Origin of the sequence: Micromonospora sp. NPDC049891, from assembly GCF_040660295.1 — a bacterium.
GTDB lineage: Bacteria > Actinomycetota > Actinomycetes > Mycobacteriales > Micromonosporaceae > Micromonospora.
The window spans coordinates 37,665-49,780 of the sequence record NZ_JBFAML010000020.1 but is presented as its reverse complement, the minus strand read 5'-3'; the positions used below and the strand labels follow the sequence as shown (position 1 = coordinate 49,780).

Below are 12,116 nucleotides of genomic sequence, written 5' to 3'. Positions count from 1 at the left end.
GTGTCCATCAAGGTGCTGCTCGCCGACGACGAGCGGCTGGTCCGCTCCGGGTTCCGGCTACTGCTCGACCTGGAGGACGACATCACCGTCGTCGGCGAGGCCACAAACGGGGCCGAGGCCGTCGACCTGGCTCGCGCCACCCGACCCGATGTCATCCTCATGGACATCCGCATGCCGCGACTCGACGGCATCCGCGCCGCGGAGCAGATCGTCGAGATGCCCGGGATGGAAAAGGTCCGGATCCTCATTCTCACCACGTACGACACCGACGAGAACGTCTTCGAGGCCCTCCAGGCGGGCGCTAGTGGCTTCCTGCTCAAGGATGCCGGCCCTGCCGAGCTGCTGCACGCCATCCGGGTCATCGCCGCCGGAGACGCCCTGCTCGCCCCACGGGTGACCCGCAGACTCATCAGTCAGTTCACCGCGCGGCGGAAGGCCGCGCAGGCCAGTGAGGACCGACTCGCGGTGCTCACCGACCGCGAGCGGGAGGTGCTCGCGCTCGTCGCGCAAGGGCTGAGCAACGACGAGATCGGCGCGGCCCTTTTCCTCAGCCCGGCCACCGCGCGTACGCATGTGAGCCGCACGATGGGCAAACTCGGCGCACGCGACCGGGCGCAACTGGTGGCGATCGCCTACCAGACCGGGCTGGGCCAGTACACCGAACAGCACTGACCCCGGTCCGCACCGGTCCGGAAAGGAACAGGCAAGAGTCCACACGGGAGCATGGTCCGACTGCCACCATCGGGCCATGAGTGAGCCCGCCCTCGGTCTCCGGTCCCTGGACCTGGTCGACCCAGCCACCTTCGTCGACAACGACGTGCACGCGTTCTGGCGGGAAGCGCGGGCCGAGAGGCCGGTCTACTGGCATGCGGCCACGGACAGCAGTCCCGGATTCTGGGTGGTGTCCCGGTACGCGGACGTCCAGGCGCTCTACCACGACGCGGCGCTCAGTTCCGAACGCGGCAACGTCCTGGACGTCGTGCTGCGCGGGAACGACTCGGCCGGTGGAAGCATGCTCGCGGTCACCGACGGACCACCGCACCGGAAGCTGCGCAACCTGATGTTCAGCGCCTTCACCCCGCGGGCGCTCGGCGAGGTGGTGACGAACGTCAAGGTCCGCTCCACCGAACTCGTGTCGGCGGTCGTCGGCGAGGGCTCGTTCGACTTCGCCGCCGAGGTCGCCGACCAGATCCCGATGAACACGATCTGCGATCTGCTGTCGGTGCCGCTCGGCGACCGCAAGGACCTGCTCCGGTGGAACAAGATGGCCCTGTCGTCGGACCGGGCCGACAGCAGCGACCTCGACGCGCTCAGCGCCCGCAACGAGATCCTGCTCTACTTCGTCGACCTGGCCGAGGACCGGCGGAGCAGGCCGGGTGGCGACGTGATCAGCATGCTCGCCGGCGCCGAGGTGGACGGGGTTCCGCTGACCGTCGAGGAGATCGCTGTCAACTGCTACAGCCTGATCCTCGGCGGTGACGAGACGTCCCGGATCTCGGCGATCTGTGCCGTCCTGGCCCTGATCGAAAACCCCGACCAGTGGGACGCCCTGCGGACCGGCGCGGTCGACGTCGATTCGGCGGTCGAGGAGGTCCTCCGCTGGGCGACCCCGGGGATGCACGTGGCGCGTACCGCACGTGAAGATCTCGAGGTACATGGGCACCGGGTCCGCGCCGGCGACATCGTCACACTCTGGAACATCTCGGCGAACAACGACGAGTCGGTCTTTCACCAGCCGCGCCGGTTCACCCTGTCCAGGTCACCCAACAAGCACCTCTCGTTCGGTCACGGACCGCACTACTGCCTCGGTGCGTTCCTCGGCCGCGCGGAGCTGCGGGCGCTGCTCACCGCTTTGACCACCCAGGTGACCCGGATGGAACTGTGCGGCAAGCCCCGCCCCATCTACTCGAACTTCGTGTCCGGCTACGACACGCTGCCCGTCCGTTTCGAGGCCGGCTGATCCTCGGCGACACCTGGCGGGGCCCGGACAACCCACTCCCCCTGTTCACCCCCGTCGGGCGTCACCGCTACGGCCGGCGAAACCTCAGCACCCGAGACCGCACTTCCGAGAATGTCGAGGTGACCGTGAAAAAAGCCGTCTGTGTCATCGGCGCGGGCCCGTCGGGTCTGATCGCGATGAAAGAACTGCTGGACGAGGGCCACACCGTGACCTGCTTCGATCACAACGCCGACCTCGGCGGCGTGTTCCGGGCGGGTGCCGGCACCGACGAGCCGGGTGCCTACGACTCGACGCTCCTGACCATCTCCAACTACATGATGGCGTTCTCCTGCTTCCCGCCGCCGGAGAAGCAGGAGCGGCGATTCTGGACGGCGATCGAGTACCGGCAGTACCTCCACGACTTCGCCGACGCCTTCGGCCTGCGTCCCCTCATCCGCCCCCGCACCGACGTCCTGAGTGTCGCGCGGAGCGACAGCGGCGACGGCTACGTGGTCGAGACCGCGCCCGCGGACGATCCCGCCGCCCGGGCCAGCCACCAGTTCGACGCCGTGGTCGTGTCCAGCGGCACCCACCGGGTCCCCAACAAGGTCAACCTGCCGGGGCAGGAGGACTTCACAGGCGTGGTCACCCATTCGGCCTTCTACCGCAACGCCGAACCGTTCCGCGGTAAGCGGGTCCTCTGCCTGGGTATCGGCGAGACCGCCGCCGATGTCGTCAACGAGATCGCCCAGGTGGCGGCGAGCTGCACGCTGTCGGTGCGTCGATGGCAGTCCGTCGTCGCCCGGTTTCCGGGTGATCGGCCCCATCCGAACGACGCCTACACCTCCGAGATGCTGAACGCGCTGCCGTTGTCGGCTGCCACCGCCGTCCACCGCGTCGGCACGCTGCTGGGCAAGCGGTTCGGCAAGAACCCCGCGAGCCGGGCGATCGCCGAGTGGAACTCGAACAACAAGAGCTTCTTCAACCACTTCCTGACCAAGAACGAGGCGTTCATCCATCGGATCGTCGACGGCACGCTCACGGTCAACGCCTCCGGCATCGAGCGGCTCGGTGCGGACTACGTCCTGTTCAAGGACGGCAGGCGGGAAAAGATCGACACGATAGTGCTGAACACCGGGTACACCGAGGACTTCACCCTGCTCAAGGACGTGCACGTCACCGATGTGCGCCAGATGTACAAGCACATGATCCACCCGGAACTCGGCACCGGCGTGGTCTTCATCGGCTGGGCACGGCCGGCTGCCGGTGGTGTCCCGGCCTGCTCGGAGATGCAGGCCCGCTACTTCGCGCTGCTGTGCAGTGGCAAACGCACGCTGCCGCCGCCGGACCAGCTGAACGAACTGATCAAGCGGCAGGCGACGTACGAGGACGAGTTCTTCACCGGCAACCCCGAGCTGCGAACGCTTGTCCACTACAACCGGTACATGATCGACTTCGCGAGGGTGATCGGGTGCTCGCCGTGGCGGCCGGAGGTGTTCCGCAATCCACGGCTGGCGTACCACCTGTGGTGCGGTTCGCAGGTGTCGCTCGTCTTCCGCCTGTACGGGCCACACAGCGACCGCGAGACCGCCCAGCGCCGGATCCTGGAGCTACCTGTCGCGTTCAACGCCGCGGAGATCATCCTGGCCACCGCGCTCACCGGTGCCGCCCGTGCGCTGGGCGCGGTGGGCCTGGTGAAACGGGACGGCGTCTACTGACCCGGTAGGCCGCGAACCGCAACGGGGGTTGCGGACGCCACACCGAGAGCCACGGTGGGCGTCGATCGCAGGTTCGGGTGCTGCCCGCGACCGAGAGGGCGGGCAGCACCCGACATCCGACTACCGTGACTGCGCCATCATCTCGGCCAGTTCGGCCAGGCTCTCGGCCTCGAAGACCGAACGCATCGGAACGGTCACGCCCAACTCCTTGCGCATCCGGCTGGCGAGCTTGGCGGCGAGCACCGAGTGGCCGCCCAGCTCGAAGAAGTTGTCCTGCGGCGTCACCTCGGCGATGTCAAGCGTCTCGGCCACCAGGCCGCACAGCAGCTTCTCCAGTGAGGGTGCGGAACCCGAACCGACGCCGGGCTCACCGGCCGCCGGCGACGGGGCGGCTGCGGAACCCGCAGACCCGGTCGTGGTCGGCAGGCCGCGTTCCGGGACGGCGCGCTGCTCGGCCGGAGCGGTCGACGCCCGCTCGGCGAGCGCCTTGCGGTCGATCTTGCCGTTCAACAGGGTGGGCAGCCGGTCGAGCACGACGACGGCCGACGGGACCATGTGTTCGGGCAGTGCGGCCCGCGCGTGCTCGCGTACCTGCGCCGCCACCATCGGCTGCTCTCCCGACGCGGTCACGTAGGCGACGATGTGCTGGGACGAGGCGTCGGCGCCGCCGAGCACGGCCACCGCCAGTTCCACCGCCGGGTGGCTCTCCAGCCGCGTCTCGACCTCGCCGAGTTCGACCCGGAAGCCACGGACCTTCACCTGGTCGTCGACCCGGCCGGTGAAGTAGAGCTCCCCGTCGGCCGCGCGGCGGCCCCGGTCGCCGGACCGGTACATCCGGCTTCCGGGCGGGCCGTAGGGGTTGGCGACGAATCGTGCCGCGGTCAGGCCCGGGCGGTGCAGGTAGCCACGGGCCACGCCGCTGCCGGACAGGTAGAGCTCCCCCTCGCCGCCGTCACGCAGATCCCGCAGGCGCTCGTCGAGCACGTACACCGCGCTACCGTCCCAGGGCGACCCGATGCTCACCGCCTCCTGCACCCCCTCGACCGGTCCGCCGATCGACGTGCCGACGGTCACCTCGGTCGGGCCGTAGCCGTTGAACAGCCGCCGACCCTGGGACCACTCCGTCGCCAGGGCTCTGGTGCAGACGTCTCCGGTGGAGGTGAGTGTGCCGCCGGGCAGCAGCCCCGCGCTGTCGGTGATACTCAACGCCACCGGCGGTAGCGTGGCATGGTCCACCTCGTACTTCAGCATCGTGTCGCGCAGCGACTCACCGGGCATCAGGTCGTCCTGCTCGGCCATCACGAGCGTCGCGCCGTGCATGAGAGCCATCGTGAAGTCCCAGAACCAGGCGTCGAAACTGAACGACGCCCATTGCAGCACCCGATCGCCGGGGCGGATGCCGTACACCCGGGTCTGGGTGGAGACCAGGTCCGCCATCCCGGCGTGGCTGAGCGCGACTCCCTTGGGCACACCCGTGGAGCCGGAGGTGTAGATGACGTACATCAGGTTGTCCGCGGTCAACGGCGCCAGCCGTTCCGCCGCGGTGACGTTGTCGCCGCGTTCGCGTGCGCACTCCGCCACGAACGCGGGGTCGTCGAGCACCAGCTCCGGCACACCCAGGTCCAGCGTCGCGACACTGCCGGTCCGGATCGACAGCACGGCCCGCGCGTCGGTGACCATGTGGGTCAGCCGCTCGGCCGGGTAGTTCGGATCGAGCGGCAGGTACGCGCCGCCGGCCTTCAGCACGGCGAGGACCGCCGTGATCAACGCGTCCGAGCGTGGCACCGCGATCGCGACCAACGAGTCCGGCCCCACGCCGGTCGCGATGAGCCGGCGGGCCAGCCGATTGGCGCGTGCGTTCAATTCCGCGTACCCGACGACGGTTTCACCGAAGACGACCGACGGAGCATCACCGGACGTCAGCACGCTCGCCTCAAAGAACTCCGAAACAGTGTCCACTCCGCCTCCGACGCAGCTTTCCTGCCAATGTGGCACCGACCATAGCCGTGGTTGCACGGCGCACTGCCGTACGCTTTCCCGGGTCTTTCAATCCGCTCGGGTCCGACGGACCGCAAGGTCGGACACCATGCGTCCGCGCCGTCCGGTCCAGGGTGGAGCGGGGTTGGCGACGCTGCGCCCGCTCATCGCGGCCGAGCTCTCTTCGACACCGCCGCGAAGGTCCGCCGGGTGTCCACCTGCGGTGTCGCCCGTGATTCGGGCTCGACGAAGAAGCCGCGCCCCCAGACCGTGCGGATCGCGAGGCCGACGCTCTCCAGGCGTCGGCGCAGCCGCATGACGTGCAGGTCGAGCGCGTTGCTCGACGAGCTGGCCCCGGAGCTTTCCAGGATTTCCCGTAGCTCGGTCCGGTAGACCAGCTGGCCGTATCTGGTCAGCAGTGGCGCCAGCATCTCGCACTGCATCAGCGAGAGCGTGACGGAGGTGTTGTTGAAGTACAGCATCCCGGCCGGGTCCAACACCGGCTTCTCGTTGAGCACCGCCCGGGCCGCCAGCTGGCGGATCCGGACCTGGAGGTCTTCCCGACCGATGGGTGGGCGCACCCAGTCCTCGTAGAGGCTCAGTTGGTCCGGCGGTGCCGCGCCGTGTTCCACGATCAGCAGACAGAGGTGCTGCTGTTCGTGGCACTCCGCGCGGATGTCACTTTCCGCAGGCCAACGAACGAACTTAACCCGATTTTTGACATCGACCATCGCCTGCATCCCCCATAGCCCCCATGTCTCGATGGGAATTAAGAAATGCCACCCTTGAGATACTCCTCATAGGTCTGTCTTCCTTCTGTCCAGGCGCTCGACCGGTACGCCGGTCACCAGCGTGTGGTCGCCTCCGCCGGGCCCGGCGACCGCCGGCAACGGTGCGGCCTGCCCGTCGTGCCGCAGTGACCAGCGCACCAACGGCCCGGTGGCCGCCGTGGTGAGCACGGCGACGAGCACGAGGACGCTGTATCCCAACTGATTGAGAAAGCCGGCCTGGTAGCCGATGCTCAGCACGACCAGTTCGGTGACCCCTCGGCAATTCATCAGCATCCCGAACCGCAGCGCTTCGCCGTTCGGCATTCCGGTCAACCGCGCCACCCCGCCAGCACCGATGATCTTGGTTACCACGGCCGCCACGAGGACCCCGGCGAACACCAGCCAGGTGACCGGTGCGGTACCCAGCAGCCCGACGGAGGTCGTCATACCGACGCCGGCGAAGAACAGCGGCAACAGGATGAGCAGGGTGAAGCCCTCCAACTGCTGGCAGATCCGTTCCACGACCAGGGAGTCACGGGGAACGGCGACGCCGAAGAGGAAAGCGCCGACCACCGGATGCAGCTGGATGGACTGGGTGAGCACCGAGTAACCGATCGCTCCGGCCACCAGCACCACGGTCAACGACTGGCCAGAGCCCAGCCGCCGGACCAGCGCCACCAGCAGCGGGCGTACGCACAGCGCCGTCACCAGAACCAGCGCGGCCCCGAGCAGCAGGACACGCATGCCCCCGCCACCCGCGCTCTGCCCGGCCAGCAGGAAGGCCAACACCAGCCAGAGCAGCCCGTCACCGATGGCCGCTGCCGAGATGGACAGCACACCGACACTTGTGTGCCGCAGCTTCAGGTCATCGAGGATGCGCGCCAGCACCGGCAGCGCGGTGACCGCCATGGCCAGCCCGACAAACATCATCGTGCCCGCCGGTGAGCCCTGCGAGCCGACGAACAGACCGCCCGTGGCGGCCACGATGCCCATGCCCGCCAGCCACGGCAGACCCATGCCAGCGACCACCACCGCCCCGACCACGCCCTTGCGCTCGATCCGGTCGGTACGCAGCTCACAGCCGAGCAGGAAGACGAAGATGACCAGACCCAGTTGTGCGACCTTGTCCAGCCCTTCCATCACCGTCGGCGGAAAGAGGAACCCGGTCGCCGACGGCCACACGGCACCGAGCAGCGACGAGCCGAGCACCAGGCCGCCCACCATCTCCCCGACCACCGAGGGCTGACGGAACCGACGGGCCAGCGCCGCGAAGGCCTGGCAGGTCACCAGGACCACCGCGACCGCGAGCAGGAACCGGGTGAGCGAGTCCCCGTCGTGCGACCCTGCCGTGCCCCACAGCGGCACCGTGCTCACCAGCACGACGAGCCCCAGGGCCACACCGAGCAGGGACCGGGTCCGCGCAGACAGGGTGATCACGCCCGCGAACCGCTCGACGCCGGATCCGGGTTGCTGCCGGCACCACCGGACACCGGCCCGGCGTCCCGCAGGCTCTTCGGCCGCATGTCGGTCCAGGACCTGTCGATGTGGTCGATGACCTCCCGTCGCTGCGCCGGACCGTAGGCCACCTGCCAGCCGTCGGGGACGGCGAGGCCGGACGGCCAGAGTGAGTACTGCTCCTCGTCATTGCGTAGCGCCAGGAATTCCCGGCTGTCGTCGTCGAACGGATTGGACACGCGGACAACCCCTCAGGATCTCGAATGGTTTCCGGACGGTGACGGGTCAGGGTTGTGGCAGGCCTCAGTCCTTGTGGCTGGTGAGGTGGTGGCCGGCACGGTGGGTGGGTGTCCGGCTGTCAGGCCGGTGCGGGTGCCGGGTTCTCGATGAACAGTTGCCGTGCCTTCGCTCGTTGCAGCTTTCCGCTTGTGGTCTTGGGGATGCTGCGTCTCGGGACGAGGTGCACCTGAGCCACGGGCACGCCGGTCCGTGCGCTGACCGCGCTGTGGACCGCCAGACGTAGACCTTCCTGCTGATCGGCCGGCACGTACGACTCGACGATGAGGTGCAGCTCCTCCGAATCGCCGCCCTCGGGTCGGTAGCCGACAGCGACGACAGTGCCGAGGCGGACACCCGGCACCGACTCGGCGGCCTGCTCGAAGTCCGACGGGAAGTAGTTGGCGCCGCGGATGATGATCAGGTCTTTGGAGCGGCCGGTGATGCGGATCTCGCCGTCCCGCAGGTAACCGACGTCGCCGGTCTTCCACCAGTCCGGTTCGGCGACGGCCGCGGCGGTCTCGTCCGGCAGGCCGAAGTAGCCGATCGTGCGGGCCGGGCTGCGGAACTGGATGTCGCCGATCTGGTTGTCGCCCAGCGGGTTGCCGTCACCGTCGACGATGCGGACCTCGGTACCCACAACTGGCGCGCCGCAGGCGACGACCTGCACTCCGCTCGCCTCGCCCGGGTCGACGTCGATCACCTGCCCGTTCGTGACAGCGGCCGTGCGGTCGATGGTGTCGACGCGGATAGGTCCGTTGTGCGGCGACATGGTGATGGTCAGGGTGGCCTCGGCCATCCCGTAGCAGGGCATGAACACGTCGCGCCGCAGGCCCCACTGCTGGAACCGGTCGACGAAACGCTCGATGGTGCCGGGATGGATGGGCTCCGCTCCGCAGAACGCCATCCGCCAGGACGACAGGTCGACGCCCTCGAGGTCGCTGTCGCGGACCCGGTCGGCGGTGTAGCCGTAGGCGAAGTTGGGCGCCGCCGCGAGCGTGCCCCCCATCGCGCTGATGTTGCGTAGCCACTCCACCGGCGAGCGCAGGAACTGCGTCGGCGGCATGAGCACACTGCTGCTCCCGGTGTAGACCGGAACCATGATCCCCGAGATGAGGCCCATGTCGTGGTACAGCGGAAGCCAGCTCACCGAGGTGTCCTCGGCCGACCATCCCGTCGCCGCGACACTCTGCGTCAGGTTCGCGGCCAGATTCGCATGCGAGATCATGACCCCCTTGGGCCTGCCGGTCGAACCTGACGTGCACTGGATGAACGCCAGGTCGTCCTCGGCCGGCAGCCGGAACTGCCCCAACGACGCCTCGGCGGACGCCGCACGCTCCAGCAGCACGTCCCCGTCGATGAACACCGTGTCCGCCACGGCCTCCGACGCCTCAACCACCGCGGCCCGGGCCACGACCGCCGCCGGTCGCAGGTAGGCCACCAGTTCCTTGACCTGACCGTCGAAGCCGGCCGCACGCCCGAAGCTCGTCGGCACCGCGATCGCCGTCGGGGCGGCACCCAGCAACTGACATCCGAAGAACGCCGACACGAACGTCCAGCTCGTCGGCAGACAGAACAGCACCCGATCGCCACGGCGCACGCCGTACTCGGCGAGAACCGCCGCGCAACGCAGTGCGTCGTCGAGCACCGCGTCGTACCGGCGAGGCTCCGCCCGTCCCGGCTCGGGCACCACCGTCATCCGCGAGCCGTCCGACCCGCGCTCCGCCTGCGCCACCAGGGCATGGATCACCGTCGGAAATTCCGGAACAACCACGCTCATCAACCCCGCTCCTCACAACCTAGGACGGCCCCACTCTGAACCCACGGCAAGCCCGGGAGGTCGGTGCTCATGACGCACCGGTCCCGTTTCCGACCCGCACGGTCAACCCGTCAACCACGTCCAGGACCCCGCGATCCCCTGCGCTCCCCCTGCTCACGCGACGCGCCGTCCCGGCAGCGCGCCCCGCACCCCGCCGGGCATCGCGGTGCCTCACCGCCGCACCGCCAGGGCGAACGAGAAACCGGCCTCGGAACGCGACCACACCGGCACCGACATGCCACCGAACGAGGCGACCAGCCCGGAATCGGAGCGGGCCAGCTCGATCCGCCAGAACAGCAGGCCGGTTCCGACAGCCGTCGCGTCCAGCGCCTTGAATGCCGCTTCCTTCGCCGAGAACAGCTCGACCGGGCTGTGCCGGCCGGCGGGCGCGAGCAGGGTGCGCCGCTCCCGCTCGTACAGCACGAAATCGATGATGCGCTGGGTGAGGGCCGCGTCCTCGATGTCGACGCCGACCCCGGCGGCGCCGGGGACCACCACCGCGACCGCCAGCCGGTCGGTGTGGGCGATGGATCCGGGGTACCCGCGCGGAAAGTCCGGCCTGCCGCCGGCGACGCGAGGCACCGTCCGGACCCCTGATCCCGCGGCGGCCAGCGCGGCCGCCGCAGCCTGGCGACCGGCGGCGAACTGCTCGCGCGGCCCGTACGGCGGCGGCACCGGACGCCATTCGAGATAGGTGCCAGGTGTGGCGGTGGCGAGGGTTGCGGGTACGGCGGTCACTGAGTCACCTCACACGCGCAGCGCCACGACGTGGTCGGCCAGCGAGCTGATCGAACGCAGCACCTCCGGTTGGATGTCGTCGTCCCACTCGAAACCGAACGCGTCCTCCATCGCGACCAGCAGGCTGACCAGCGCGGCCGAGGACAGCCCCTGCTGCCGTAGCGACACGGTGTCCGACACCGTCCGGACGAAGCTCTCCGGGCCATGCATCTCGACCAGCAGCTCACGGATGCGCTGCCGGGCCTCCATCACCTGGTCAGGCATTGGTCTCCACCTCGTCGACGAACGTCGCCACCAACGCCTCGAAACCCGCCGCCTCATCCAGGAACGGCAGCTGACCCGCTATCAATAAATTGTCGAGCGTCAAGAAGACCTCACCAGCAGACACCACATCCCCCTTATTCATCCCTGCGCGCTGAACGCGCATTCGGGTGACTGCATCACGTCCCGTCGGCACCGGGGCCGAAATGGGTACCACCACGTCAACCGGCGGAGCGGCCGGCGGACACCGTCTTCATGACGCCACCGGCCAATCCAGAACCGCGACGATTTCGCGGCACCGCACGGACTCCCGCCCTTATCCCAAAGTGGCGGAACACTACCGTACGCTATCACTCGATCGACATTCTGCAATACATTAATTTTGCACACCTGGTTGTGCGCTTCACACGCGCACACATGGAGAGCTCGTCCGGAATTTCCGGAGCGTTGTGGACCGCCGGGGAGGAAGCCTTTTTCCCGACGGTCCACAGATAGACATCACTCGGCTAACCGGTGGCCGGCGGGCCGCCACCGCAATGCGTTTGCCTAACGCGCGTCGCGCCACATGAAACTGGTGTTGATGCCGAGAATCGCCTCCTGGGAGACCACCCGGAAGCCAAACCTCTCATAGAGCACGACGTTACGGTCGATATCCGCCTGGAGGAAGGCGGGAACCTGCTGCTGATCAACGTCCGCGAGAAAGGCCGTGAGCAGTGCCGACCCGATCCCGTATCCCTGCTGCTCGGGGTGGACCGCGATCGGTCCGATGTGCCAGTGGGGTTTGCGAGGCTCATGCCTGGCTCGCCCACCCACCACCTTGAGGGCACGCGGCAGCCCCAGGCCCATCGTCCGGACCTGCGACGGAATCGACTTGATCTTTTCGCCGACCGTCATCTGACAGTGTGGCCACTGCGCGGCCTTGAGCACACCGGCGAGTTCGCCCTCCCGCTCGGCGACAAGCACGTGGCTGGCGCTGTTGCCGAGCTTGAGGGTGAGGGCAGCGTGCTCCATGATCCGGGCGGCCTTGTCCTGGTTGCCGCCGGCGATGGCGAGGTTGCTCGGATTCAGGGCGAAGGCAAGTCCGACTATCCGGCTCGCCTCGGCCATTTCGGCCGGTCTGATTCGCCGTACGCTCACATCGCTCATATGCCAATCTCCGGGTC

At 68.4% G+C, this 12,116-nt stretch carries 12 protein-coding genes; 3 read left to right on the top strand and 9 right to left on the bottom strand.

Annotated elements, in window-relative coordinates; translation table 11 throughout:
• From AB0I71_RS23035 to AB0I71_RS23025, 3 genes are all read left to right on the top strand, one after another.
• The gene (locus tag AB0I71_RS23035; RefSeq protein WP_357587904.1) at positions 1 to 672 is read left to right on the top strand and encodes a response regulator transcription factor; all 672 of its coding nucleotides are present in this window, start codon (positions 1 to 3) and stop codon (positions 670 to 672) included.
• Positions 673 to 748: 76 nt separating this feature from the next.
• Entirely contained in the window at positions 749 to 1,960 is a 1,212-nt protein-coding gene (locus tag AB0I71_RS23030; protein ID WP_357587799.1) for a cytochrome P450, read from the top strand.
• Between the two features lie 119 nt (positions 1,961 to 2,079).
• Entirely contained in the window at positions 2,080 to 3,657 is a 1,578-nt protein-coding gene (locus AB0I71_RS23025; protein WP_357587797.1) for an NAD(P)-binding domain-containing protein, read from the top strand.
• A 120-nt stretch (positions 3,658 to 3,777) separates the two neighbouring features.
• Here the strand turns inward: AB0I71_RS23025 and AB0I71_RS23020 are convergent, their stop codons facing one another.
• The 9 genes from AB0I71_RS23020 to AB0I71_RS22980 form a co-directional block, all read right to left on the bottom strand.
• Complete coding sequence (locus AB0I71_RS23020) at positions 3,778 to 5,616, bottom strand: non-ribosomal peptide synthetase (RefSeq protein ID WP_357587795.1); 1,839 nt, start codon at positions 5,614 to 5,616, stop codon at positions 3,778 to 3,780.
• Between the two features lie 182 nt (positions 5,617 to 5,798).
• Entirely contained in the window at positions 5,799 to 6,365 is a 567-nt protein-coding gene (locus AB0I71_RS23015) for a helix-turn-helix domain-containing protein (RefSeq protein WP_357587793.1), read from the bottom strand.
• A gap of 66 nt (positions 6,366 to 6,431) precedes the next feature.
• The gene (locus tag AB0I71_RS23010; protein ID WP_357587791.1) at positions 6,432 to 7,841 is read right to left on the bottom strand and encodes a cation:proton antiporter; all 1,410 of its coding nucleotides are present in this window, start codon (positions 7,839 to 7,841) and stop codon (positions 6,432 to 6,434) included.
• A complete protein-coding gene (locus AB0I71_RS23005; RefSeq protein WP_357587789.1) occupies positions 7,838 to 8,098 on the bottom strand; it encodes an MbtH family protein in 261 nt (86 codons plus the stop codon). Before AB0I71_RS23005 ends, AB0I71_RS23010 begins: the two co-directional genes overlap by 4 nt.
• A 119-nt stretch (positions 8,099 to 8,217) precedes the next feature.
• Positions 8,218 to 9,915, bottom strand: coding sequence for a fatty acyl-AMP ligase (locus tag AB0I71_RS23000; RefSeq protein ID WP_357587787.1), 1,698 nt, complete (start codon positions 9,913 to 9,915; stop codon positions 8,218 to 8,220).
• A 210-nt stretch (positions 9,916 to 10,125) separates the two neighbouring features.
• Positions 10,126 to 10,692: a 4'-phosphopantetheinyl transferase superfamily protein gene (locus AB0I71_RS22995; RefSeq protein WP_357587785.1), complete on the bottom strand. Its 567-nt coding sequence runs from the start codon at positions 10,690 to 10,692 to the stop codon at positions 10,126 to 10,128.
• Between the two features lie 9 nt (positions 10,693 to 10,701).
• The gene (locus tag AB0I71_RS22990) at positions 10,702 to 10,956 is read right to left on the bottom strand and encodes a phosphopantetheine-binding protein (protein WP_357587783.1); all 255 of its coding nucleotides are present in this window, start codon (positions 10,954 to 10,956) and stop codon (positions 10,702 to 10,704) included.
• A complete protein-coding gene (locus AB0I71_RS22985; protein ID WP_357587781.1) occupies positions 10,949 to 11,119 on the bottom strand; it encodes a hypothetical protein in 171 nt (56 codons plus the stop codon). The genes AB0I71_RS22990 and AB0I71_RS22985 overlap by 8 nt, the downstream gene beginning before the upstream one ends.
• A 380-nt stretch (positions 11,120 to 11,499) precedes the next feature.
• Positions 11,500 to 12,099, bottom strand: coding sequence for a GNAT family N-acetyltransferase (locus AB0I71_RS22980; protein WP_357587779.1), 600 nt, complete (start codon positions 12,097 to 12,099; stop codon positions 11,500 to 11,502).
• Positions 12,100 to 12,116 lie beyond the last annotated feature (17 nt).

Excerpts from the sequence above, each read along its gene's own strand:
- AB0I71_RS22990 (WP_357587783.1), bottom strand. The coding sequence starts at position 10,956 with ATGCCTGACCAGGTGATGGAGGCCCGGCAGCGCATCCGTGAGCTGCTG.
- AB0I71_RS22985 (WP_357587781.1), bottom strand. The coding sequence starts at position 11,119 with ATGCGCGTTCAGCGCGCAGGGATGAATAAGGGGGATGTGGTGTCTGCT.
- AB0I71_RS23000 (WP_357587787.1), bottom strand. The coding sequence starts at position 9,915 with ATGAGCGTGGTTGTTCCGGAATTTCCGACGGTGATCCATGCCCTGGTG.
- AB0I71_RS22980 (WP_357587779.1), bottom strand. The coding sequence starts at position 12,099 with ATGAGCGATGTGAGCGTACGGCGAATCAGACCGGCCGAAATGGCCGAG.
- AB0I71_RS23030 (WP_357587799.1), top strand. The coding sequence starts at position 749 with ATGAGTGAGCCCGCCCTCGGTCTCCGGTCCCTGGACCTGGTCGACCCA.
- AB0I71_RS23015 (WP_357587793.1), bottom strand. The coding sequence starts at position 6,365 with ATGGTCGATGTCAAAAATCGGGTTAAGTTCGTTCGTTGGCCTGCGGAA.